Source organism: Candidatus Chryseobacterium colombiense (genome assembly GCA_029203185.1).
GTDB lineage: Bacteria > Bacteroidota > Bacteroidia > Flavobacteriales > Weeksellaceae > Chryseobacterium > Chryseobacterium colombiense.
Genome location: CP119310.1, coordinates 1,180,878 through 1,206,487, shown reverse-complemented (window position 1 = coordinate 1,206,487; position 25,610 = coordinate 1,180,878). Strand labels below are relative to the sequence as shown.

22 protein-coding genes and 1 tRNA gene are annotated in these 25,610 nt (G+C 35.8%); 14 read left to right on the top strand and 9 right to left on the bottom strand.

The annotated features are described in order from the left end of the window. Window positions 1-72 precede the first annotated feature (72 nt). Window positions 73-1,539 carry a cardiolipin synthase gene (gene cls / locus P0Y62_05275; GenBank protein WEK70967.1) on the top strand — a complete coding sequence of 489 codons (1,467 nt, stop codon included), beginning with the start codon at window positions 73-75 and terminating at the stop codon, window positions 1,537-1,539. 5 nt (window positions 1,540-1,544) lie between these two features. Here the strand turns inward: cls and P0Y62_05270 are convergent, their stop codons facing one another. Then, on the bottom strand, window positions 1,545-2,693 hold the full coding sequence (locus tag P0Y62_05270) for a methionine aminotransferase (GenBank protein ID WEK70966.1): 1,149 nt from the start codon (window positions 2,691-2,693) through the stop codon (window positions 1,545-1,547). Window positions 2,694-2,795: 102 nt separating this feature from the next. On the opposite strand from P0Y62_05270, the gene P0Y62_05265 reads away from it, so the two are divergent. The 5 genes from P0Y62_05265 to P0Y62_05245 all read left to right on the top strand — a co-directional run bounded on the left by P0Y62_05265 (window position 2,796) and on the right by P0Y62_05245 (window position 9,487). Next, window positions 2,796-3,578 (top strand): TIGR00266 family protein, encoded by a 783-nt coding sequence (locus P0Y62_05265; protein ID WEK70965.1) that lies wholly within the window; start codon window positions 2,796-2,798, stop codon window positions 3,576-3,578. Window positions 3,579-3,842: 264 nt separating this feature from the next. Beyond that, on the top strand, window positions 3,843-5,714 hold the full coding sequence (locus tag P0Y62_05260) for a DNA topoisomerase IV subunit B (protein WEK70964.1): 1,872 nt from the start codon (window positions 3,843-3,845) through the stop codon (window positions 5,712-5,714). A 40-nt stretch (window positions 5,715-5,754) separates the two neighbouring features. After that, complete coding sequence (locus tag P0Y62_05255; protein ID WEK70963.1) at window positions 5,755-6,237, top strand: hypothetical protein; 483 nt, start codon at window positions 5,755-5,757, stop codon at window positions 6,235-6,237. Next, window positions 6,234-8,819 carry a DNA gyrase/topoisomerase IV subunit A gene (locus P0Y62_05250; GenBank protein ID WEK70962.1) on the top strand — a complete coding sequence of 862 codons (2,586 nt, stop codon included), beginning with the start codon at window positions 6,234-6,236 and terminating at the stop codon, window positions 8,817-8,819. The genes P0Y62_05255 and P0Y62_05250 overlap by 4 nt, the downstream gene beginning before the upstream one ends. 14 nt (window positions 8,820-8,833) lie before the next feature. Further along, window positions 8,834-9,487 (top strand): rhomboid family intramembrane serine protease, encoded by a 654-nt coding sequence (locus P0Y62_05245; GenBank protein ID WEK70961.1) that lies wholly within the window; start codon window positions 8,834-8,836, stop codon window positions 9,485-9,487. 116 nt (window positions 9,488-9,603) lie between these two features. On the opposite strand, the gene P0Y62_05240 is transcribed toward P0Y62_05245, so the two are convergent. From P0Y62_05240 to P0Y62_05220, 5 genes are all read right to left on the bottom strand, one after another. Then, window positions 9,604-12,105 carry a T9SS type A sorting domain-containing protein gene (locus P0Y62_05240; protein WEK70960.1) on the bottom strand — a complete coding sequence of 834 codons (2,502 nt, stop codon included), beginning with the start codon at window positions 12,103-12,105 and terminating at the stop codon, window positions 9,604-9,606. A 263-nt stretch (window positions 12,106-12,368) separates the two neighbouring features. Next, the gene (locus P0Y62_05235; GenBank protein WEK70959.1) at window positions 12,369-12,728 is read right to left on the bottom strand and encodes a DUF4180 domain-containing protein; all 360 of its coding nucleotides are present in this window, start codon (window positions 12,726-12,728) and stop codon (window positions 12,369-12,371) included. A gap of 3 nt (window positions 12,729-12,731) precedes the next feature. Next, entirely contained in the window at window positions 12,732-13,661 is a 930-nt protein-coding gene (gene prmC, locus P0Y62_05230; protein WEK70958.1) for a peptide chain release factor N(5)-glutamine methyltransferase, read from the bottom strand. Next, entirely contained in the window at window positions 13,662-14,420 is a 759-nt protein-coding gene (gene yaaA / locus P0Y62_05225; GenBank protein ID WEK70957.1) for a peroxide stress protein YaaA, read from the bottom strand. A 52-nt stretch (window positions 14,421-14,472) separates the two neighbouring features. Continuing rightward, entirely contained in the window at window positions 14,473-15,084 is a 612-nt protein-coding gene (locus P0Y62_05220; protein WEK70956.1) for an L-threonylcarbamoyladenylate synthase, read from the bottom strand. Window positions 15,085-15,185: 101 nt separating this feature from the next. Here P0Y62_05220 and P0Y62_05215 point away from each other — a divergent pair. Continuing rightward, a tRNA-Met gene (locus P0Y62_05215) sits at window positions 15,186-15,258 on the top strand. Window positions 15,259-15,364: 106 nt separating this feature from the next. Here the strand turns inward: P0Y62_05215 and P0Y62_05210 are convergent. Further along, window positions 15,365-15,943 (bottom strand): hypothetical protein, encoded by a 579-nt coding sequence (locus P0Y62_05210; GenBank protein WEK70955.1) that lies wholly within the window; start codon window positions 15,941-15,943, stop codon window positions 15,365-15,367. A 332-nt stretch (window positions 15,944-16,275) separates the two neighbouring features. On the opposite strand from P0Y62_05210, the gene P0Y62_05205 reads away from it, so the two are divergent. The 5 genes from P0Y62_05205 (at window position 16,276) to P0Y62_05185 (ending at window position 22,601) form a co-directional block, all read left to right on the top strand. Next, window positions 16,276-16,641 carry a BlaI/MecI/CopY family transcriptional regulator gene (locus P0Y62_05205; protein WEK70954.1) on the top strand — a complete coding sequence of 122 codons (366 nt, stop codon included), beginning with the start codon at window positions 16,276-16,278 and terminating at the stop codon, window positions 16,639-16,641. Between the two features lie 222 nt (window positions 16,642-16,863). Next, a complete protein-coding gene (locus tag P0Y62_05200; protein ID WEK70953.1) occupies window positions 16,864-18,717 on the top strand; it encodes a M56 family metallopeptidase in 1,854 nt (617 codons plus the stop codon). An 8-nt stretch (window positions 18,718-18,725) separates the two neighbouring features. Further along, the gene (locus P0Y62_05195; protein ID WEK70952.1) at window positions 18,726-20,723 is read left to right on the top strand and encodes a M56 family metallopeptidase; all 1,998 of its coding nucleotides are present in this window, start codon (window positions 18,726-18,728) and stop codon (window positions 20,721-20,723) included. 11 nt (window positions 20,724-20,734) lie between these two features. Then, window positions 20,735-21,637 carry a GLPGLI family protein gene (locus P0Y62_05190; protein WEK70951.1) on the top strand — a complete coding sequence of 301 codons (903 nt, stop codon included), beginning with the start codon at window positions 20,735-20,737 and terminating at the stop codon, window positions 21,635-21,637. A gap of 118 nt (window positions 21,638-21,755) precedes the next feature. Further along, a complete protein-coding gene (locus P0Y62_05185) occupies window positions 21,756-22,601 on the top strand; it encodes a GLPGLI family protein (protein WEK70950.1) in 846 nt (281 codons plus the stop codon). A 61-nt stretch (window positions 22,602-22,662) separates the two neighbouring features. Here P0Y62_05185 and fsa read toward each other — a convergent pair whose 3' ends face one another. After that, the gene (gene fsa, locus P0Y62_05180) at window positions 22,663-23,316 is read right to left on the bottom strand and encodes a fructose-6-phosphate aldolase (protein ID WEK70949.1); all 654 of its coding nucleotides are present in this window, start codon (window positions 23,314-23,316) and stop codon (window positions 22,663-22,665) included. 221 nt (window positions 23,317-23,537) lie between these two features. Here fsa and P0Y62_05175 point away from each other — a divergent pair, with 221 nt between their 5' ends. After that, window positions 23,538-24,023, top strand: a complete 486-nt coding sequence (locus tag P0Y62_05175; GenBank protein ID WEK70948.1) for a YdeI/OmpD-associated family protein — start codon at window positions 23,538-23,540, stop codon at window positions 24,021-24,023. Between the two features lie 36 nt (window positions 24,024-24,059). Here P0Y62_05175 and P0Y62_05170 read toward each other — a convergent pair whose 3' ends face one another. Continuing rightward, the gene (locus tag P0Y62_05170) at window positions 24,060-24,590 is read right to left on the bottom strand and encodes a hypothetical protein (protein WEK70947.1); all 531 of its coding nucleotides are present in this window, start codon (window positions 24,588-24,590) and stop codon (window positions 24,060-24,062) included. A 198-nt stretch (window positions 24,591-24,788) separates the two neighbouring features. Here P0Y62_05170 and pepE point away from each other — a divergent pair, with 198 nt between their 5' ends. Further along, window positions 24,789-25,481 carry a dipeptidase PepE gene (gene pepE, locus P0Y62_05165; GenBank protein ID WEK70946.1) on the top strand — a complete coding sequence of 231 codons (693 nt, stop codon included), beginning with the start codon at window positions 24,789-24,791 and terminating at the stop codon, window positions 25,479-25,481. Window positions 25,482-25,610: the final 129 nt, after the last annotated feature.

Genomic DNA, 25,610 nt, shown 5'->3' with positions numbered 1-25,610 from the left:
AGGCGGTAGTTTTCTACCGCTTTTTTTTATATCTTTATTAGGTTAGTTTAAAAACAGGACTATCATATTCTTATGGTGAAAGAGTTTTTAGATCAGTTCCCTTATATTTTGCTTATTCTGGAAATAATGTATTTTGCCGCAGTGGTTCTTCTTGCGGGTAAAATTATTATGGATACCAAAACGACCAGTAAAACCTTAGCGTATTTATTGCTGATTATATTTATTCCGGTGGTAGGTATCGTTATTTATTTTGTTTTTGGAGTCAATTACCGGAAAAACAAATTCTATAATTTTAAGTTTGAGATCAATGAAAAAATCTACCGGGATATTCAGAATTATATCGAAAAGACCCATTTTGAATCTTTAAACAAAAGCGAAAATAAGCTGAAGGAATATAGTACCACCATCAATTTCCTTTACAATGCGGCGCATTCTCCTTTATCTTCAAAAAATGAGGTGGAAATACTGGTGAATGGAGAAGAAAAATTTGCCAAGGTGCTGGAATGCATCCGGAAGGCAAAACACCACATTCATTTAGAATACTATATCTATGAAAATGACAGGATTGGAAATGAACTTGCAGAGTTACTGATTCTTAAAGCCCAAGAAGGGATTGTGATCCGGTTCTTGTATGATGCGCTGGGAAGCGGCAAGATTGGTAAAAAGCTGATTGCAAAACTAAAAGCTGCAGGCATTGAAGTATCTCCGGTCAATAAAATTACCTTCAGGCTTTTGGCTAACCGGGTTAATTACAGAGATCACCGCAAGATCATTATTATCGACGGAAAAGAAGTTTTTACAGGTGGGATCAATGTTTCTGACAAGTATATTAATCCTAATGCCCAACAATACTGGCGGGATATTCATCTGTATTTAAGAGGCAATTCGGCGTTTTATTTTCAGTTTTTATTTCTGACCAACTGGGTATTTGCCACAGAGAAAATTCCTCAGCTTTCGAAAGACTATTTTGATTATCATGATGAATTTGAAGGGAATAAACTGGTTCAGGCAGCTGCAAGCGGACCTGATACAAGCCCTGTAATCATGCTGAGTACAAGTTCTGCGATTTTGTCCGCGAAAAAAAGAGTATATATTGTGACGCCTTATTTTATTCCTGTGGAAACTATTTTAAATGCGATAAAACAGGTAGCACAGGCGGGACTGGATGTAAGGCTCATGGTTCCTGAACAAGGGGATTCGGTTATCGTGAATTCTGCGGCATATTCTTATTATGAAGGGCTGCTGGAAAATAAAGTCCGTATATTCTTTTATCAGAAAGGCTTTATTCATTCCAAAACCATGATCGTAGATAATGATTTTTCCAGTGTGGGAACAGCCAACATGGATGTAAGAAGTCAGGAACTGAATTTTGAAGTCAATACCCTGATTTTTGATCAGGAAACGAATCAAAGACTGGAAGCAGTTTTCCTGGAAGATATGAAAGACTGCGTAGAGCTGTCCTTGGATGAATGGAGAAAAAGGCCAAAGTATAAGGTGTTTTTTGAACATCTGGCAAGGCTTCTTTCTCCACTCATGTAGAAGGATTATAACTTAGCCAGGTTTTCAAGGGCCCTTTCCAAAGTTTCCTGTTTTTTGGCAAAGCACAGCCTGATCACGTGGTCATTTCTTTTATTTTTATAAAAAGAAGAGAACGGAACACTGGCCACTTTATGGGTGATGGTCAGTTCACTTGCAAAATCCAGATCGTTCTTATCAGAGATCTTGTCATATTTCAAAGCCTGGAAATAGGTGCCTTCACAATCTAAAAGCTCAAAAGGAGTTGTCGCCAATCCCTGTCTTAAAAAGTCTCTCTTTTCCTGAAAAAACTGATTAAGCTGGCTGTAGTGTTCATCATTTTTCATATACTCGGCCAACGCCATCTGGATAGGCGTATTAACAGAAAAAACATTAAACTGATGAATCTTTCTGAACTCGTCGGTCAGGTTTTTAGGCGCTGCACAATACCCTACTTTCCAGCCCGTAACGTGAAACAGTTTTCCGAACGAAGCTACCAGAAGACTTCTTTCTTTAAGCTCCGGGTATTTGCAGATGCTCAGATGCTGCTTGCCGTCAAAAACAATATTTTCATACACCTCATCGCTTAAAATTAGGATTGAAGTACCTTTTACAATATTAATTAATTCCTGAATATCTTTTTCTTTTAAGATCCTTCCTGAAGGGTTATTAGGATTGTTCAGGATGATCATCTTGGTTTTATCCGAAACTAAACTCTTTACTGCATTCCAGTCGATTTCATAGTCGGGAGCTTTCATTTCAAAACGTTTTATAATTCCACCGAAAAGCTCAACGGTAGGTTCGTAGCAGTCGTAAGCCGGCTCAAAAATAATCACCTCATCTTCTTTTTTTACAAAAGTGGCGATGGCGGTAAAAATAGCCTGTGTTCCTCCTGCGGTAACTGTTATTTCAGTATCGGGGTGATAAATAGCCTGATGAGCGTTCTCAATTTTTCGGGCAATTTCTTCCTTCAAACCGATCATTCCGCCCATGGGAGCATATTGATTAAATCCTTTTTTGATAAAATGATCTACATAATTCAGGAGCTCAGCATCGGGCATGAAATCAGGGAATCCCTGTGATAGATTGATGGCTTCATTTTCATTGGCAAGCTGGGTCATCCGGCTGAATATGGTAGTTCCTACGTTGGAAAGTTTGGATACAGGAAGTTGAATCATGAACTGAAATTTTTTAATCACACCGAATTTAATTTATTTTTTCAAAATGGAATGTAAAAAATGCTAATATTGCAGCAAATAACTTAAAATACTTTGAACACTATGGTCAATCATGAAATTGATTATAAAATTTACGGGGAAGAAATGCAGTGCGTGGAGATCGAGCTGGATCCGAGAGAAAGCGTCATTGCAGAACCGGGAAGTTTTATGATGATGAAAGACGGAATACAGATGGAAACCTTATTCGGAGACGGAACGGAAAAGGGACTGATGGGAAAATTATTTTCTGCCGGAAAAAGAATGCTTACCGGAGAAAACCTTTTTATGACTGTATTTACCAACACTTCTTCAGATAAAAGACATGTCACTTTTGCTGCACCTTATACGGGAAAAATCATTCCTCTTGATCTGAGTACACTGGGAGATAAGGTAATCTGCCAGAAAGACAGTTTTCTTTGTGCTGCGAAAGGAGTGACCATAGGAATTGAATTTCAAAAGAAGTTAGGGACAGGACTTTTCGGTGGGGAAGGATTTATCATGCAGAAGCTTGAAGGGGACGGAATGACGTTCGTTCACAGTGGAGGCCACGTCATAGAAAAAGAACTTCAGCCGGGAGAAATTCTGAAAATAGATACTGGGTGTATCGTTGCTTTTACCCATACGGTAGATTACGATATTCAGTTTGTAGGCGGGATCAAAAATACCATTTTCGGAGGGGAAGGATTGTTCTTTGCCCAATTGAGAGGTCCCGGAAAAGTCTGGATCCAGACTCTGCCTATTTCAAGACTGGCAAGCAGAATTCTCCAGTACGGAACGACTAAAAATAAAGAGCAGGGAAGTATCCTGGGAGGAATAGGAAACCTGTTGGATGGCGACGGATTTTAATACAAAATTGAATACGATATAATGAAAGGGCTAGTTTATAGTCCTTTTTTATGAATTCTGACAAATGAAAGAAGAAGGTTGGATCTCACAGGACTTTGAAATAAAATTAAAGTTTGCTTCAGCTTTAAAGAACGAATGTTTTAAATTTATACTGAATTGATAATTTTAAAGATAAAATGAGGATAAGTATTTCGGAAAAAGACTCTAATTTTTTAGCTTAATTTTATTCAATTTCATATTTTTGTATGTTTGCTGAAATTACATATGTCACAAGAAATAAACCCAATCTATTCCGAAGATAATATCAGAACCCTCGATTGGCAGGAACACATACGTTTACGCCCCGGAATGTATATCGGGAAGCTGGGAGACGGATCTTCTGCTGATGACGGTATTTATATTTTACTTAAAGAAATTCTGGATAACTCGATTGATGAGTTCAGAATGAAATCCGGTAAAAGAATCGAAATAAAACTGGACGACGGTAAAGTTACCATTCGTGACTTTGGCCGTGGGATTCCGCTGGGAAAAGTGGTGGATGCAGTTTCCAAAATGAATACGGGAGGTAAGTATGACAGCAAAGCCTTCAAAAAATCTGTGGGTCTGAACGGAGTCGGGACAAAAGCTGTCAATGCCTTGTCAGAGTATTTCCGTGTAAGATCTTTCCGGGACGGGAAAATGAAAGTTGCAGAATTTTCCAGAGGATTGATTACTGAAAACTTCGATGAAAAAGATACTTCAGACCGAAACGGTACCGAGATTTCTTTTATTCCCGATGGTGAAATCTTCCTGCATTTTAAATTCAGAAAAGAGTATATCGAAAGGATGCTCCGTAATTACGCGTACCTGAATCCGGGACTTACGATTCTTTTCAACGGGGAAAAATTTTACTCTGAGAATGGACTTAAAGATCTCTTGGACGAAGAGCTGGAAAATGAAACCTTGTATCCCATTATTCATTTAAGAGATAATGATATAGAAGTTGCCATTACACATACCGATAAATCGCAGACGGAAACCTATTTTTCATTTGTAAACGGACAGAATACCACGCAGGGAGGAACGCACTTGAATGCCTTCCGTGAAGCGTACGTAAAAACGATTCGCGAGTTTTTTAATAAAAATTTCGATGCATCAGACGTCAGAAAATCAATTGTTGCCGCGGTCTCCATCAATGTAGAAGAGCCTGTTTTTGAATCTCAGACCAAAACAAAGCTGGGATCCAACGATATAGGACCTAACGGACCTACTGTCAGAACCTTTATCATTGATTTCCTAAAAAGTAAATTAGATAATTTTTTACATAAAAATCCTGAAGTTGCTGAAGCCATCCAAAGAAAAATCTTAATTTCCGAAAGAGAAAGAAAAGAGCTTTCAGGAATTCAGAAGCTGGCAAGAGAAAGGGCAAAAAAAGTATCGCTTCATAATAAGAAACTTCGGGACTGCAGACAGCATTATAACGACCAGAAAGCAGAAAGAAAAGCAGAAACGCAGATATTTATTACCGAAGGAGATTCAGCATCAGGATCTATTACCAAATCCAGGGATGTAGAAACTCAGGCTGTATTTTCCTTAAAAGGGAAACCGCTGAACTGCTATGGTCTTACCAAAAAGGTGGTGTATGAAAATGAAGAGTTTAATCTGCTTCAGGCTGCTTTAAATATTGAAGAAAGCCTGGAAGATTTAAGATACAATCAGGTCATTATTGCGACCGATGCCGATGTGGATGGTATGCACATTAGGTTGCTGATGATTACCTTCTTCCTGCAGTTTTTCCCGGATATTATTAAAAACGGGCATCTTTACATTCTGCAGACTCCATTGTTCAGAGTAAGGAATAAAAAAGAGACGAGATACTGCTACAGCGAGCAGGAAAGAGTAAAAGCCCTGAATGAATTAGGCAAAAATCCTGAAATTACCCGATTTAAAGGATTGGGAGAAATCTCTCCGGATGAATTTAAACATTTCATAGGAAAAGATATCAGACTGGAGCCTGTGGTGATAGGAAAAGACCAGACCATAGAGCAGCTTTTAGAATTCTATATGGGGAAAAACACTCCCGACAGACAGACTTTCATTTTAGAAAATCTGGTTGTGGAAGATCAGGATATTCAGATTAAAGAAATTTTAGACTAAATTAGATCGTAGAAAAAAATAGAAAAAATAGAACAGCTATATGAGAATAAGTAACCGCAGTAAAATTTCAATATATAATTCCATCAATATGTTGCTGGTGTTGATTTTAGCAGGTGGTATATTTGCTTTCTTATTGGAAGACAGGTTTAATCTTTTAGGAGACCTTAGTTATCTGTTTATAGTGATTCCTGCTGCCATGCTGATTGCTTTTTATCTTATCGGAAGGCAGATTTTTGAATACGACAGCGACGGGGAAGCTTTGAATTTCAGGAACAGAAATATTGTTCCTTTTATCAACAAACCATTAAGTGATGAGTTTCCAAAGTATAAGCTGATCAGCTACGAAATTGTGGATATGTTCCTGATCAAAAGGCTGTATGTAAAAGTATCCAGCAAGAATACAGGCTCTACTATGCTGAAATATGAAATATCATACCTTTCTAAAAAAGAAATAAAAGATTTGAAATTCTCTTTAAATAAAGTAGTAACAACTAATAACGAGAAAAAAGAGTTAATTAAATGATGACAGAAGAGAATTCGCATGAAGGTGAGAGCCTGAAAAAAGTCTCCGGACTCTATAAAGATTGGTTTCTGGATTATGCTTCTTATGTGATCTTGGATCGGGCTATTCCGTCTGTATATGATGGTTTCAAACCCGTTCAGAGAAGGATCATGCATTCCATGAGAGAGCTGGAAGACGGGCGTTATAACAAGGTTGCCAATATTGTAGGAAATACCATGAAATATCACCCTCACGGTGATGCTTCTATTACCGATGCTATGGTGGGAATCGGGCAAAAAGAATTACTGATAGATACTCAGGGAAACTGGGGAAATATCTATACCGGTGATTCCGCTGCTGCTGCAAGATATATTGAAGCAAGATTAACTCCTTTTGCCTTAGAAGTGGTTTTCAATCCAAAAACTACAGACTGGACGAAGTCTTATGACGGCAGAAATAATGAACCCATAGATTTGCCTGTGAAGTTCCCGTTACTTCTTGCACAGGGAGTGGAAGGGATCGGGGTTGGACTTTCTACCAAAATTCTTCCTCATAACTTTAATGAGCTGATTAATGCTTCTGTTGCGTATTTAAAAGGTAAAAAGTTCGAACTTTTTCCGGATTTCCTTACGGCAGGGTTTTTAGATGTTTCCGAATACAATGATGGTCACAGAGGAGGAAAAGTAAGAGCCAGAGCCAGAATCAACCAGGTTGACAAGCATACGCTGATGATCACAGAGCTTCCTTTTTCTAAAAATACGGGAGATCTGATCGATTCTGTCTTAAAAGCTAATGAAAAAGGGAAAATCAAGATCAAAAAGATTGAAGATAATACTTCTGATAAAGTAGAAATCCTGATTCACCTTCACAATGATATGTCTCCTGATAAAACGATAGATGCACTATATGCATTTACGGACTGTCAGGTGACCATTTCTCCGAACGCCTGCGTTATTGTAGGTGATAAGCCAATGTTTTTGAATGTTTCCGAAATTCTGAGAATGAATACGGATCACACCGTTTCGTTGCTTAAAAAAGAATTGGAGATCGAGCTTCACGAATTACAGGAAAGCTGGCATTTTTCATCCCTGGAAAGGATCTTTATTGAAAACAGGATTTATCACGATATTGAAGAGGTTAAAAGTTGGGAGGAAGTTTTAAAGACAATTGATAAAGGGTTAAAACCTCATACCAAGCATCTTCTGAGAGCGGTGACGGAAGAGGATATTTTAAGATTAACGGAAATCAGGATCAAGAGAATTTCGAGATTCGATTTAGATAAATTTAAAGAAAATATTGCCGCTCTTGAAGGAAAAATAGAGCAGGTAAAACATCATCTGGAACATCTTATCCCGTATGCTATTGATTATTTCCTGAATATTCAGAAGAAATACGGAAAAGACAGACTGAGAAAAACAGAATTAAGAATCTTCGATACCATAGATGCTACTAAAGTGGCGGTGGCTAATGAAAAATTCTACGCCAATTTCGAAGAAGGCTTCATCGGAACATCCCTGAAAAAAGATCAGTATTTATTTGACTGTTCAGATATTGATGATATCATTACCTTCAGAAAAGACGGAAGTATGAAGGTGGTAAAGGTAGAAGCAAAAACCTTCATCGGAAAAGATATTCTTCATGTTGCAATATGGAAGAAAAACGATAAGAGAACCGTTTACAACATGATTTATCGGGAAGGAAGAGAAGGACCTTATTATATGAAACGTTTTTCCGTAACGGGAGTGACGCGAAATACGGATTATCCTTTGGCTTCAGATAAAAAAGGTTCAGAAACCCTTTATTTTTCTGCCAATCCGAATGGTGAAGCAGAAACTGTAACCGTACTCTTGAAGCCGAATCCGAGAATCAGAAAAAATAAAATGGATATTGACTTCTCTGAATTGGCTATTAAAGGAAGAGATTCAAAAGGAAATCTGGTCACCAAATATTCGGTGAAAAAAGTAGACCTGAAAGAAGAAGGAGTTTCTACATTAGCCCCAAGAAAAATCTGGTTTGATGAAACAGTACGAAGGCTGAATGCAGATGTAAGAGGAACTTTACTGGGAAGCTTTAAAGGAGATGATAAAATCTTAACGATCAATACCAATGGAGAAGCTAAACTAGTAAGCTTTGATCTTGGTAACCGCTTTGATGACGAATATTTAATCCTTGAGAAATGGAAACCGCAACAGCCGGTAACGTGCATTTATTATGACGGGGAGAAGGAAATTTATTTTATTAAAAGATTCTTGCTGGAAAATAATACCAATCCACAGACGTTCATGCCTTCAGAACACCCGAAGTCTTTTATAGAAAGCATTATCGTAGCCAATAATGCCACTGCTGAAATTATTTTTGCAAAAGACAAAGGAAAAGAACGTGATCCGGAAACGATCAATATTGATGAATTCATTACGGTGAAAGGAATAAAAGCAATTGGAAATCAGTTTACGAAATTTAAAGTAAAGTCGATCAATATAACGGTTCCGGAACCGGAAGAAGAGGAACCTGAAGTATATGAAGAACCGGAACGTTTTGAAGGAGATGATGAAGGTGGTACCATCGGAGATTTGTTTCAAAGTGATGAGAATCCGGAAAATTAAATGTTGAGAAAATTATGAACATTCTGATATTAGTTATAGCAATTACGGCCATTATAAGCTTTGTAGCTCCTAATGGAAGCAGTAATTTTGAAAAATATAAATTCAGTGTAGGGGCAATCTTGAACCGAAAGGAATATATTCGTTTACTATCCTCAGGATTTTTACACGCAGATCTTATGCATCTGGTGTTTAATATGTTAACGCTATATTTCTTTGGCCCTGTTGTTATCCAGGGGTTTGGAAATTTAGGCTTTATACTTATTTATTTTGGGTCTATTGTATTAGGTAATATATTTTCATTATTTGTGTATCAAAAGCAACCATGGTACTCTGCAATCGGCGCGAGTGGAGGAGTTTCTGGGATTTTGTTTGCATCGATCGCAATGATTCCCCATCTGGAAATTTATATGTTTTTTATTCCGATAGGTATTCCTGGATATATATTTGGCCTTGTTTATTTTAGTTATTCTGTTTATATGATGCTGAACCCCAGTCAGCACGATAATATTGGCCACGCAGCACATTTAGGAGGAGCTTTTTTCGGACTGCTTTATGCCGTTGCTAATCAACCGCAGGCAGCAATAGCCAATTCACTATATCTCGGAATTATGGCGCTCCCATTACTTTATTTAAGTTATGAGATCTTCATTAATAAGAAAATAAGATAGAAATAATTAAAATATAATCTAGATAACCGATGAGCTTTCATTGGTTATTTTTATATAAAAAACCGCCCTTGTCATTGTGACAAAGACGGCTAACAAATATTTATTAAGACTATTTTTTATTTCTTTATTATTTTTTGCTGAAGCAATCCTTTATTGGTTTTAATTAATAATAAATAAACCCCGCTTTCAAAATTGCTGATGTTGACTCTTTGAACGTTTCCTCTTATCTCTTTCATCACTTTTCCGGTGCTGTTGGTAATAATAACTGATTCAATATTCGAAGCTGTTGATATGCTGAAAACATCCTGTACCGGATTAGGATAAAGAATGGCTTTCGGCTCTGCAATTTCTTCCTGTGAAAGTTTTGAAGCAAGTGCAGACTGATATTGAGTTTTAATATAATAAAGATTGGCTACACTTCCTTTGGTAATCGAATGAGAACCCGCTGCAATATTCGGAATACTCACAATACCGGAACTTGCCGTATAAGAAGTACCGTCAACTTTTATTGTTCCTGAGAATGTAGGATCAAAAACTAGTGTTAAAGATGAGGTTGCACTGGTAGAATATGAAATCTCGGTGGATGATTCTATTTTCAGCCTTTTGGTAAAGCTGATTCCGTCATAGCTTGCAGATCCGTCTGTAGAGTTCATATTGGCAGATGTAAAAGTGTAAAATGAGCTGCTTACTCCTGAAGTTGTAAAATTGTGAACTTCATTTCCCTGAGGATTTGTTCCGGTGGTCGTCACTGTAATACTGCCGGTTCCTGAAACAGAAGTACCTGAAGTACCGATCGTCGTAATCGTAAAATCAAGATTTGCAGTTGGTGTCCCGGAGATCGTTACTGTTTTGTTGGATGTATTCTTCACAAAGCTGATTCCTGCATTTGGCAATCCGGAAACATTCACATCAGTAGCTGTTCCTCCCCATGTGAATACCATTGGGCTTATTGCTGTTCCTGAAGCAACGGTCTGGCTGTTGTTTGATGCGATAAGCAAGGTCTGTCCTGAAGTTGAAGAACCAGATTCCCCCTGTACAAAAACCATTGCAGAAGAATAGTTTTGAAGCAGAGACATCAATCCCGTGTTCACCGCATCAGAAGTATCATCTATAGCGTTGTTGAAAGTCCAGCTTATATCTCCTCCCGATACTCTGCCAGAATATTGCATGGTCTTATCTCTTGCTACCGTAGGAGAATCCGGAGAAATAGAATTAATATAAAGAGCAGAGTTGGTGTCAAAATTATTATAAGTTCCTGCTCCCTGTAAAGCTTTGATCTGAGCACTTAAAACCTCATTTCTTGTTGTTGCGACATAGGCATCAAACTGACTGGGTACAGTAGAAGAATTGTATGCAACGAAAGCATTCTGGCCTGTCATGAAATTATTAAAAGCTTTTACAACCCCTCCGTTTTCATTTGAAAAAGTTCCTCCGGAGCCACTGGCAATATCAGTTCCCTGTTTAGAGGTAAGAATAGGATATTTACAGTTTCTGAAATAATTTCCTTCTACAAAAACAGATGATCCCATCGTAGAGCCAACACCGTATTTCGAATTTCCGTCATAGTAATTGTTATACACATGGGCAGAATAAAACCGGATACGCGGATGTCTGGAATCTGAATGATCAAACCAGTTATGATGATACGTAATATAAAGTCCGGCTGTTGTATTCTCGCTTAATCCCAAAAGGCTGCTTTTCCCGTTGTCCCAGAAATGATTGTAAGAAAAAGTAATATAGGTTGATTTCTTAGCATCTAAAGCACCGTCCCCTTTAATCTGGTCTGCATCACTGCCCGGTTTACCATAGAAAAGATCATTGTTATGTGCCCATATATACGTATTATCCTGTTGTAAGCTCAGATTGTCACCTTCATCTGCATCCGTAAGCATAAATGCCAGATTTCTGACTTCAATATTTGTCGCATTTTTAATTCTGATTCCCCATCCGTTAATGACCGCATCGGAGCCAATCCCTTCAAGAGTGATTGAGCTGGATGCATTTTTATTGTTTTCTACTACTGCGTCACCATTCAGTAAATAGCTAGGGTCGGTAATGTTTCCGATAAATCTTATTGCGAGCGGACGGGTATCATTTCCCTTTTTGAATCCGTCTAATATGGACTGAAGTCCAACACAGGGATTAGTGGTTGCACCTGTGACATTTAGAGAAACCGTATTTTTTGTGTTTTGAGTGATGTACAAAACAACGGCATTGGCTTTTAAGGTTCCGTCTACATTGTAAGCTCCGGGAACTCTGCCGTCACTGTGGGCAAAACCGGTACGATCCTGCGGCAAAACTGTTACCTGGGAAGATGTTGTACCTGTTCCTTCTGTATTATTGACTACCGGAACAACTTTAAAAGTATAATTACCTGCGCTCAACCCGGGAATATCTGCTCTGAAATAAGAGCCATAACTTCTTATAAGTTGATTGTCTATCAGCTTATTCGTAATTCCGTTTCCTGAATAATATACTCTGTAACTGTCGGCTCCGTTTACAGGATTCCATTTTACATAAGCGGATTCCAGCCATCCTGTAGTTTGTGTAATCGTTAGCTGTGATTTTGCGAATGCTGATATACATACAAATGCAAAACAAATCAATATTTTTTTCATAATTGATGGTTATTGTTTGGTTTTAATTTTTAATTGATAAAATGTAATCGATTACACACAAATATATATAAATTATCAATATAAATCATTTTGTTGTGAAATTGTTGCAAAATTGCGGATAATAGGCTTTTTTAGAGCTGCTTTTTGTAATTATGTTGATGATTTATCAATCATTTAATCTTTTTTTTTGAAAAGAATTTCCCCAAAATAGTATGGAAATGTCACTAATAATAAAAGTCAGCAAAGGATGCTGACTTTTTATTTTAGTTTGAAAGTTTTTCTAAAGCTTCCTCCAGGGTATTGACAAATTGGACATGCCTGGTTTTATTGCTTTCGAAAATAAAATCTTTAAAACTTTTACTTTCATATTTACTGAAATCACCTACAACGGCTAATCTTACCCGGTAATTTGAGAACTTCTGGAGAATCTCACCGGCCATCTTTGTTTTTAAGTCAAAGAATTCGGGGCTGATATTTTTTTCATATAAAACAACGCTGTCAAACTCCTGATAATACATATTACCTAAAAGATCCAGTCCGTCCTGAGCGGAATGAATGATGATGTGTTCTGCAATTATTTCCGCTACTTTGGTCGTATTGATTTGATGTGCTTTGATTTCCATATTTTATTTCTTTCCGAAAATAAATCGGTCATTCTCTGATAGATCTTTTATTAATAAGGCTTCAGAAAAATTCTTAGTATAAAGCTCCAATGTTTCGGGACCTAATTTCTGATTGATTTCCAAAAACAATAATCCATTGTCATTAAGATATTTTTCCGTATCCTCCGCAATTTTTCTATAAAAGATTAAAGCATCTGAAGTAGGGGAGAAAAGAGCCATTTTAGGTTCAAATTCTTTCACAGAATCTGCAATTTCATGCTCCTCTTCAATGCCAATATAGGGCGGATTTGAAATGATTACATCAAACTCCTGCTTTAATTCAAAATTCAGATAATCGGTATGAATAAAGTTGATGCTGAGCTGATGAAGATCTGCATTCTTTCTGGCCGTTTCTAAAGCTTTTTCAGAAAAGTCAATGGAAGTGATATCTGCTTCCGGAAAATGCTTTTTTAATACTAAAGGAATGATTCCGCTTCCTGTTCCGATATCCAGAATCTTTAACATATTTTTGCGATCATTCTGAACTGAATGTGAAGAATCTTTTGTGAGTAGAGTTTGGGATTCTTCATTTCGCTGCGCTGCATTCAGAATGACAATTGCTTCCTGTATTTTATGAATGGCAAGTTCCAACAACTCTTCTGTTTCAGGCCGTGGAATCAATACATGTTCGTTTACGAAGAACTTCATTCCATAGAATTCAGTTTCCCCTACAATATGCTGATAAGGTTTACCGGTTTTTAATTCTGAAATAACGTGCAAAAGATTCTGTTCATCCTGTATCAGTAATTCCTGATCTGAAAATCTTCTTTGATGAAAACTGTCAAAACCTATAATTTTCTCCACAAAAACTGAACATAAAAAAGTGCTTTCAGATTCTGTATAAAGCTCAGAAAGCTCTCTTTTAAAATGTCTTTTAAATTCTAAAATTGTCATTTATCTCGTAAAAACCAGTTTTGTATCTGTAGATTTTTCTTCATCAATTCTGTAACCTTCATAGTTGAATGCTTTTACATCATTTAATGTTTTAGCATTGGTTTCTGCACAGAACCTTACGACCAAACCTCTTGCATGTTTGGTATAAACCACGATGGTTTTTGGCTTTCCGTCTTTCAATTCATAAAAATCAAAATCAATCACTTTATGGTTGAGTTTTTTCCGGTCGATTACTTTTCCATATTCGTTGCTGCACAGATGAAGCAGAATCTCATTCTTTTTCATTTCGGTATTCAGCTGCTCTGTCACTTTTTCTTTCCAGAAGTCATAAAGATTTTTATACTGGTCAAATTCAAAGGGACGGCCCATTTCAAGCCTGTAAAGCATTACTTTATCAGAAGGCTTTAAAAGTCCGTACAGCCCGGAAAGTATTCTGTAATTTTTCTGTAAATAGTCTACCGCGTTTTTGTCTAACGCTTTTGCATCCAGTCCTCTGTAAACCTCACCGGTAAAAGCATACATCGCAGGAGCAGATTCCTTCGCACCCGGTTTTGATTTCCATTTTTGGTTTCTTTCCCAGTTCTCATCTGCCAGTTTGGGAGAAATCTCCATGAGTTCAGACAGATATTTCGGGGATTTTTGTTTTAAATAAGATTGTATATAAGCTGCTTCTTCAATGAATTTCGGAGTGGTGGTTCTCAATAAATCGGTTGAGTTTTCTACATTCATTAATTTGGCAGGAGATGTTATAATTTTCATAAAAAAGTCAAAGTTTAATTTTCAGTTCAGGATGAACTTATGGGTCCGGAATTTATAATATTCCTTTTCCCTGACGGATTACTTCAGGTTCACCCGAAGTAAGATCCACAATAGTAGAAGCTACATTATCTCCATATCCTGAATCAATCACGATATCTACCAGGTGATCATATTTTTCTGCGATAAGTTCAGGATCGGTAGAGTATTCAATAATTTCATCATCATCTCTAATGGAGGTAGAGGCAATGGGATGTCCAAGTTTTTCAACAATAAGCTGCGGAATGGAATGATCAGGAACACGAATCCCTATCGTTTTATGTCCTTTATAAGCTAATGGTAGACTTTTATTGGCTTCCAGGATAAAAGTGAATGGCCCCGGAAGATGACTCTTTAAAAATCTGAATACCGAAGTATCAATCGGCCTTGTAAAGTCAGAAAGATGACTTAGATCGTTACATATTATAGAGAATTGAGCCTTCTCCAGCTTAACTTTCTTCAGCTGGGCCAGCTTTTCCATGGCTTTGATGTCAAAAATATTACAGCCCAATGCATAAATTGTATCGGAAGGATAGATAATAAGTCCGCCATTATTCAGGGTTTTAATGACCTCATTCATAAGGTTTTCCTGTGGGTTTTCCGGATAGATTCTTAATATTTTTGCCATATAACAAAGATACAAATTATAAAATAGTTTTCATAAAAATCCTTTATTTAAAAGAAAAATTAGGATTTTAAAAATATTGTTGTATATTTGCATCACAATATCGCGGGATGGAGCAGTAGGTAGCTCGTCGGGCTCATAACCCGAAGGTCATCGGTTCGAGTCCGGTTCCCGCTACTAAAAAAAAAGAGAATTACAATTTGTAGTTCTCTTTTTTTATTATTTGTGAAATGTAAAACTATTTAGACATAAAAAAATCCCGCTTTTTAAAGCGGAATTTTTATTATTTTATTAGTTCAGCGTAAGGTCTGAGTTTGTAATCATCAGATTTTGGCTGGTCTAAGAATTCTTTTTTCTGAGTGCCTTTCATTCTCTGCGCTGCTTCGCTTGCTGCATAATAAGCATCACCCAGTTTTTTTGTAATTTCTGAAGGTGTGAAATCTTTCTTAACATCACTGTCTACACCGATATAACCGTTTTTCTTTGTGATATAAGTGATATAATTATTATAGTTAATAAACGTATTTCTTAAATACTGAGTGTGGTACTGCATACATTTCTTTGCCTTCTTTGAAGAATTATTCATGATACAGTTAGACATATTACCGTTATATAACCAGAATTCTGATTGTAAAGTTGCATATTCTTTTCCCAGTGCAGTTTTTCCGTTGGTATAGATGCTGTTATCTCCTTCCTTATCCGCAATATTTTTAAGATGCTCAAGAACCAAAGGAACTGTATTTTCTATTTTTGTTTTAGCTTCCCCTATCGCGCTGAAGTCTGCTGCAGGAGAATTCTTTTGTGCAGTCGCTACATTAAAAGCAAGCAGTAATAGTACAATCAATAAATTATATCTTTTCATGAGAAATTTTTAAGCCACTAAAATAAATATATTTTCTCAGTTTTGACAACTTCATTTTAATTTTATTTAATAAAATTTAACATGTTTTAAGGATTTTTAGTGTAATAAAGCTTTTTTTGTGAAGAATAAATATATCAGAATCGTTACTTTTTGTAAAAAATATAATTGAAACATAAAATTATTTGTCTGATTTTAAGTAGGTTATGATTTTAGAATGCCTTATCACTAAAAAAATAGTTGTTCGAAAAGAATTTAATTCTATATTTGTATAACTAATTTGTTAGTGATATAGAGTTGACTCTCTCTATATATAATAGTATTAAACATAGGATATGAAAATTCAAACTCTTACAAAAGCTGAGGAACAGGTAATGCAATACGTATGGAAAATAGAAAAAGGATTTTTAAAAGACATTCTTGATTTATTTCCGGAACCCAAACCTCATACCAATACGGTTTCTACCATATTAAAAGTATTGAAGGATAAAGAATTTGTAGATTATAAAGTGATCGGAAGACAACATGAATATTTTCCTTTGGTGACGAAAGAGCAATATTCTGGGAAGACCATGAAAAGCCTTGTGAAGAATTATTTTAAAGGTTCTTATAAAAGTGCGGTTTCTTTTCTGGTGGAAAAGAATGAAATGAGTGTGGAAGACTTGGAAATGTTATTAAATGAGCTTAAAAAGAAAAGCTGATTTTTAAATGAGGTTTCTCTGTAACATTTTGAAAGGTTCAGTTGTCTTTAAAAGACAAAGCATCAGTGAAAAAAGAGAATATTAACCTCAATAAACATATACAATGACTGCATTTATTATCGAAATATTTTTCAGGCTGTGGGATTGGTTGATCTCTATATTGTAGAGAATCTGATCTGTGAAAATCCAAGCCATATTATCATTTGAAAGCAATATCAAATCATGGAAGCATTATTTTACATTCTCAAAGTGATTATCTGTTCAGGTGTTTTACTGGGATATTACTATCTCTCGCTCAAGGACAAGACTTTTCACCACTACAATCGGTTTTACCTTTTGCTTTCGATCCTGATTTCTTTACTGCTTCCCCTGATAAAGCTTGAAGATTTTACCATTGAGGTCAATCAGAATATCTATATGCTGATCGATACAGTGCAGAACTTTAGCTCTCCAGAAAACACCGATACCCATGAAAACTTATATTATACAGTAGCATTTTCAGTTTTAGGAGTTATTTCCGTGTACTTTTTAGGCAAATTCATCTACGGAACCTTTAAAATACATGAGCTGAAAAGAAAATTTGAAAGAGAAAACATAGAAGGGATCAACTTTTACCGTACCGATCTTACCGATGCCCCTTTTTCCTATTTTAAGAATCTTTTCTGGAAGAATTCCATCACGTTGAATTCAGAAATAGGAAAGAAGATTTTAAAGCATGAAATGGTTCATATCGAGCAGAAACACACCTTTGATAAGATCATTTTAGAAATCATTACCTCGGTATTCTGGTTCAATCCGTTTTACCACCTTATCAAAAAAGAAATTAATTTAATCCACGAATATCTGGCTGATAAAAAAGCCGTAAGACAATCGGACACCAAAGCATTTGCGCAGATGCTTTTAGCAAGTCACTTTTCCGGAACAGAGTTACCTGCGACGAGTCCGTTTCTAAGTTCTAATCTAAAAAAGCGATTAACAATGTTACAGAAATCACAGACGAAATTCGGGTATGCGCGAAGAATTTTAGCCTTACCGGTAGTGTTCACAGTAGCGTTTGCCTATATGGTCAATGCGAAGAACAAAGAAATAGCCAAGACGAATCTTGAAATAGAAAAAGCAGTTTCCCAGATTAAAAAGGATACGATACGACCTGGTTATAATAAAAATGAATCAGTTCAAATTTATAAAAAAACAAATGATGAGAAAAAAATAGCGGAACTGGGGAAAAAGATCGAACAAAAAAGTAAAGCGCTTAAACAATTAAAGCCTGAAACTAAAGAATTCGATAAAAATGTAGACGAAATAACACAGCTTTCCGGAGAGATCGCGAAAATCACCAGTTCACAAGACTTTCAAAAATCCTTAAGCAGAATTAAGATTAATGGTAAGGAAATGAGTACTGAGGAATTCTTCAATTCGGATCAATGGAAAAATCAATTGAAGGATTTGAAAAATCTGAAATTCGAAATGCCTGATTTTCCTGAATTTGAAAAAGGAGCTGTATTTGTAGTTCCCACACCTCCGAATCCTCCAATTCCACCGCGTGCTCCAAATGCTCCGACAATAAGAGTATTCAAGAGCAGTGATCTGAAATATCCGGTGTACAGTAAAAAAGCTGAAAGAGAAATGAGGAAAGCGAGAAAACTAGCTGAAAAAGCCAGAGAAGCCGGAGAAAAGGCAAGGATTCAGAGTGAAAAAGCGAGAATTGAAAACGAGAAAGCTAGAGGAGAAGGCGATAAAATGAGAACATCTTTTTCTTATGATTTCAGTTATTCCAAACCAGAGGTTATTAGAGTTACAGCAAATTCGATGGTAAGAAATCTTGACGGAAGTAATTTTAAAGCTTCAGGCGTGAGTAAAATCGATGGAAATGTTTCCAGAATTTACATTAACGGAAAAAATGCTTTTGATGAAAATATAAAAGTAATTATCGACGGAAAAGAATCTACCAGAGACGACCTGAAAATATTGAAACCTGATCAGATAGAATCGATCAGTGTAAAAAAGAGTATGGAAAGCGGGAAAATGGAAGGTGAAATTTCTATCAATACGAAAAATAAGAAAGACGAGTTATAATCTCAATCATGGAAGTATTATTTTACATCTTAAAAGTGATTATCTGTTCAGGTGTTTTGCAGGGATACTATTATCTCTCGCTCAAGGACAAGACTTTTCACCATTACAATAGGTTTTACCTGTTGTTTTCAATCCTGATTTCTTTACTGCTTCCACTGATAAAGCTTGAAGATTTTACCATTGAGGTCAATCAGAATATCTATATGCTGATCGATAAGGTGCAGAATTTTAGCCCATCAGAAAATGTAAATACCCATGAAAACTTATATTTTACAGCAGCATTTTCAGTTTTAGGACTCATTTCCGTATATTTTTTAGGCAAATTCATCTACGGAACCTTTAAAATACATGAACTGAAAAGAAAATTTGAAAGAGAAAATATAGAAGGGATCAACTTTTACCGTACCGACCTTACCGATGCTCCCTTTTCCTATTTTAAAAACCTTTTCTGGAAGAACTCTATTACGCTGAATTCAGAAATAGGAAAACAGATCCTAAAACATGAAATGGTTCATATCGAACAGAAACATACGTTTGATAAGATCATTTTAGCAATCATTACCTCGGTATTCTGGTTTAACCCGTTTTACCACCTTATAAAAAAAGAAATTAATTTAATCCACGAATATCTGGCTGATAAAAAAGCCGTAAGACAATCGGACACCAAAGCATTTGCGCAGATGCTTTTAGCAAGTCACTTTTCCGGAACAGAGTTACCTGCCACGAGTCCGTTTCTAAGTTCTAATCTAAAAAAGCGATTAACAATGTTACAGAAATCACAGACGAAATTCGGGTATGCGCGAAGAATTTTAGCCTTACCGGTAGTGTTCACAGTGGCGTTTGCCTATATGGTCAATGCGAAGAACAAAGAAATAGCCAAAACGAATCTTGAAATAGAGAAAGCAGTTTCCCAAATTAAAAAAGATACCATACGACCTGATGCGAATGAAGAGGCTTTCCAAAAACAGTTAAAAACAGTAGATCTTTATAATGAAGCATTAAAAGAAGATCATGAGAGAATTAATAAAATCAGTGAGAAAATCAATGAAAAGAGTGCAGAAATTCAAAAGCTTATAAAATCTAAAAAAACTGAAACACCAGAGTTTGAAGCCAAACAAAATGAAATTGAAGCATTATCTGATCAAATTGATGAAATTGTAAACTCAGAAAAGTATAAAAAGAATCTGAAAGCTCTTGAAGATCATTACAGCAGTGTTGAAAAGTATTATGATTCTCCGGAGTTTAAGATGAAAATTGCTGAAGCAGAAAAGAAAGCCAAAGAAGCTGAGGCTATGGTAAACTCTCCGGTGTTTAAACGAAAAATAGCAGAAGCCGAAGAAGCCGCGAAAAAAGCTGAGGCTATGGTAAATTCTCCTGAATTTAAAAGAAAAATAAAAAGAGCAGAAAAGGCTGCAAGAAAAGCCGAGAAAGAAGCAAGAAAAATAGGAGAAGCGGCGCAACAGGATTTGGAAACATTCTATAAAGATGCCGAAAAGAAAAGACAGGATGCTGTTAAAAAAACTGCCGAAGATAAACAGAAACTTACAAAAACGATAGAACTGACCCGGAAAGAATATGCTTTTGATGAAAAGTTTCCTAAAAGCAGAGATTATGAAAAAAATCCATTGTCTGAAACAGAGAAAGAACTGTTAAAAAAAGAAGCGAAAAAAATACAGGATTTGCATCAGAATGTACCTAACAAAAACAATTTTGCCATCTTTAGAATAGATAATAGTTTAAATAAGATAGTTGATATACATGGCGCTGCAATTGAAGATGAAAAAAATAAAAAATCTCCTGTGAGCAAAACTGCTTTGCTTGTTGTTAATGTAGATGTACCTGAATTGTATGTTAATGGAAAAAAAGTAAGCAAAGAAGAGTTTTTGAAGTATCAAAGCGATTTCAAAGATGAAAATTCGGCTCCTAACATCAAGCTTTTTAAAATAGACAGAGTAGGAGACAGTAAAAGATCTTACGCTAAGAGAATGGAGATTACCACCTATTAATTGAGAAAAAAATGAAAAAACTTTTAATCTTTAGCCTTATCCTGGTTGGACTTATTGCCCATGCTCAGATCAACCGATTTTTTTATGAATATAAGTTTATTCCCGACTCTAATGATAAAACGGATGTGAAAACAGAAATGATGTTTCTGGACATAGATAAGACAGGATCTTCCTACTACAGCCGTGACAAATATATTGCAGATTCCACTCAAAGAGCAGATCTGGAAAAGCAGATCAAAGCATTCTCAGGAAATATAAATATCAGTAAAAGAGAAAAACCGGGACAGGTATCTTATAGAGTAACGAAGTCATATCCAGACTTTAAAACCTATCTTTTCAGAAATATTTCCAACGATTATTATAAGATAAAAGAAGACAAAAAGCCTGAGTGGAAAATACAGACTGAAAAACAAAAAGTTGGAGAATATATGGCCCAGAAAGCTACAACAAACTTTGGAGGAAGAGAATGGATCGCCTGGTTTGCCAGTGATCTCCCTTTTCAGGACGGACCTTATACTTTTTATGGATTACCAGGACTGATTGTTAAAATAGAGGACACGACAGGTTCTCATGTGATGACTTTGATAGGAAATAAAGTGCTTCAGAACAAAACAGAAGAGAAAGAGCTTACTTTACCTGAGAACATCAAATTATTCGGAATGGGAGGTAAAGATATTGAGATAACAAAAGATCAGTTTAAAAAAGCATGGAAAGCATATGTGAATGATCCTACAAAAAATATGAGGGAAATGATGATGAAAAATGATGGCAACACGAAAATGGTTTTTAAAACAAAAACGGCGGACGGAAAAGAAATCTCGGATCCTAATCAGGTGTTCAGAGAAATGGAAAAAAGAACTAAAGAAAATTTAGCCAAAAATAATAATCCTATCGAACCGGACCTAGTAAATTAAAATACATATATTTTCTAATGAAAGCAGGATCAATAAAAATTTTCCTGCTTTTTCTTTATACCTCAAACAAATCCAATAAAAATTTAATTTAAAAAAATTATCTTTGAAAAAAATCAATATGAAGAGAATTATTCTGGGAGTGTTTTCATTTTTAAGCGTTTTCATGCTGGCTCAGAACCAGCGTTTTATTTATGAATATAAATTTGTGACGGATTCCACGGATAAAAATAATGCGGAGCAGGAAATCATGTACCTGGATATCGCTAAAAAGGGATCTAAGTTTTACAGCAAAAAAAACTTTGCCGCAGATTCAACAAGAGAAGACAGAATCACAAAAGGCATGCGGGATTTCAGTGGAATAGATTATGGGAAAATAGCTTTCACCGTTGAGAAATCATATCCTGATTATAAAGTTTTATTTTTTAACCCATTGGAGGTGGATTATTATAAAGTGAATGATCAGAGAAAAATGGATTGGAAAATCCTTCCGGAAAAAGAAAAAATCGGCGAATTTAGTGCTCAGAAAGCAACAACAGATTTTGCAGGAAGGCAATGGACTGCCTGGTTTGTTCCCGATCTTCCTATTCAGGATGGTCCCTATAAATTTCGCGGACTCCCGGGAATGATTATTAAAATAGAAGATAAAACCCAATCTCATTCTTTTGTACTGAAGGGGATTGTAAAAATTCCCAATAATCCGGAATGGAAAAGTGATTCGGAAAAGAAAATCGTCGGAAGTATGGTTGAAGTAGACCCCGATCAATATAAAAAACAGTTTATTGATCACCGAAAGAATCCCAACAAAGGGATGAGACAGATGATGTCCGGAAATACAAAAGTAACCATCGTAGACGAAAGTGGGAAACCTCTGGATCCCGAAAAAATGTTTAGAGAAAGGGAAAAGAAAGCGAAGGAAGAAAATGCAAAAAACAATAATGTTCTTGAGCTGTATTTACTCAAATAATAGAAACGCGCGAAACTGAAAGTTTCGCGCGTTTCTATTATTTGAACTTAAAAAAGATTTCTTAAGCTAATTTCTGAGAATCTGCAATAAACTGAGCCAATCCGCTGTCTGTTAACGGGTGTTTCAACAAACTCAAGATCGGAGGCAGTGGAGAGGTGATTACATCTGCACCAATCTTCGCACAGTCGATAATATGCATGGAATGACGGATAGAAGCTGCTAAAATTTCAGTTTCATACATATAATTATCAAAAATCAATCTGATTTCCTGAATCAGGTTTAATCCGTCAGTAGTAATATCATCTAATCTTCCTAAAAAAGGAGAAACATAAGTAGCACCGGCTTTAGCTGCTAAAAGAGCCTGTCCCGGAGAAAAAATCAAGGTGCAGTTAGTTTTGATTCCTTTATCAGAAAAATATTTTAACGCTTTGATACCATCCTTAATCATTGGAATTTTTACCACAATGTTTGGATGGATTGCCGCCAATTCTTCCCCTTCTTTGATCATTTCTTCATACGTAGTTGAAAGAACTTCCGCAGAAATATCTCCGTCTACAATTTCGCAGATCGCCTTGTAATGATTTTTGATCGCTTCAGCTCCCTGGATGCCTTCTTTTGCCATTAATGAAGGATTGGTAGTCACTCCATCTAAAATTCCAAGATCTTTAGCTTCCTTAATCTGATCTAAATTGGCTGTGTCAATAAAAAATTTCATTTGTTTCTAGATTTATTGATGCAAAGATAATGATTCCTTTGTGAGTGGAAAATTAATTTAGGCTGAGATTTGGGATTCGTGTTTCTTGATTTTTTGTTAAAAACTTTGTGCAATTAATGTAAAGGCTGCATTAATGACTTAAAATTCTCCTCCTTTGAAGGGGTGGCGAAAATTCAAAGAATTTTTGACAGGATGGTTTAAAAATAATTAAATTTATAACAATGAAAAACCTCTTCAAAGCAAAGTTGGAAATTATCGGAATCAATCCTTTTGTTTTTCTTCCTGAGGAAGTTTTGAATGAAATTTTTGAAGCCTCTGGAAGAAATAAGAGCCCGATTCCGGTGAAAGGAACTGTAAATGGCAAAGAATATACACAGAATCTCATGAAATATCTCGGAGAATGGCGGTTGTATATCAATATGATAATGCTCAAAGATTCTCCGAAAAGAGTAGGAGAGAACATAGAAGTCTTTGTTGAATATGATAATAAAGACAGAACAGTTTCTATTCATCCTCAGTTAGAGAAAGCGATACAGGAAAATCCAGTTGCTTTAAAAAATTTTGAAAATTTAATTCCTTCGAGAAAAACAGAGCTTATCCGCTATATCAATAATCTGAAAACCGAAGCAAGCATTCAGAGGAATATAGAAAAGATTATAAAGCATTTGCATGGTGAAACCGATTTTTTCGGAAAGAAAATAAATTAAAAAGGTTCAGATTAATTTCTGAACCTTTTTAATGATCTATGAATTTAAAGCTTTACTCAATTTTACAGCATCCTCATTGCTTGGATCATACTGTATGGATTTGGCAATATGCTCTTTTGCTTTATCCGGGTTATTTTTCTGCTCAGAAAAAGCAAGGTAAAAATAAGCATACGCCAGGTTTTTCTTATTCTGTTCAACCTCTTCCGGTTTTACAGTGGCTATATACTTTTCATAGGCAAGTTTCGCATTTATATCATCTTTTGCAGATTGATAAGCATAGGCTTGGCTATAATATGACGGTGCCCAATCGGGAAGTAAAACAGATATTTTTTTCCACGTATCTACAGCATTGGCCCAATCTGAAGCTTCCTGATAAGCGGTGGCTAACTTTGCCAAAGCATTGGTATCTTTTGGATTGGCTTCAATTTGTTTTTTAAGACCATCAATAGTTGGGTTGACTGCATTCTGAACCGTTTTCTGGGTATCTGTCTGTTGAGTCGTTTGGGCGTTTATCAAACTTAAACCTCCTGCAAATAATAAACCTGCAATCAGACTTTTTGTGTTCATTTTAATCATTTTCATAACATTATATTTTCGAATTGTGATAGAGAAAGTTCAAGAATAATTCCATAAAAATCTAAATTTTAGAACCCTTAAGTTTTTTTAGAAAATATTAAGAACATTCTATCTTTTTTTATCGAAATTTTTGATTCGGTGCGGTTTCAGCTATCTTTGTATCTGAACTTTTATCAAAATATATTTTATATGAATATCATATTGGCTTCCACTTCCACACTTTTCGGAGGAGAATATCTGGAGTATTTAAGAGAAGAATTAATTCAGTTATATAACGGGATAGATGAGATTATATTTATACCTTTTGCGAGACCAGGTGGAATTTCTCATGATGATTATACAGCAAAAGCACGTTCTTTTTTTGAAACCATCAATATAAAAGTGAGAGGTCTTCACGAATTTGAAGATAAAACTGAAGCTTTAAACAGTGCAAAAGGATATTTTACAGGAGGCGGAAACACTTTTTTGCTGGTAAAAACATTGCATGAAGAAAAAATAATGTCTGTTGTAAAGCAAAATGTTGAGAGTGGAAAACCTTATTTGGGATGCAGTGCGGGAAGTAACATCGGCGGACAAAATATGAAAACAACGAATGATATGCCTATTGTTTATCCGCCAAGTTTTGATTGTATGGGACTGGTTCCGTTTAATTTGAATCCGCATTATTTGGACCCGAATCCTGATTTGAAGCATAACGGAGAAACGAGAGAAACCAGAATCAAAGAATTTTTAACGCAGAATGATCTAAAAGTTGTGGGACTTCGTGAGGGGAACTGGATCAGAAGAATTGGAGATAAAATCACTGTTGAAGGTAATGAATTAACAAGAGTTTTTGAAAAAGATAAGGAACCTTACGAGATTGAGGCGGGTTCTGAACTGTAACTTTATTTTAATTATATTTGAATTAAATAATATGGTTTCAGGATCATATTTAATAGGTAAGGATGCTTCGACTCCGCTCAGCACGACACAATATAAAATGACTTTTTACTATTAAAAACGTCATACTGA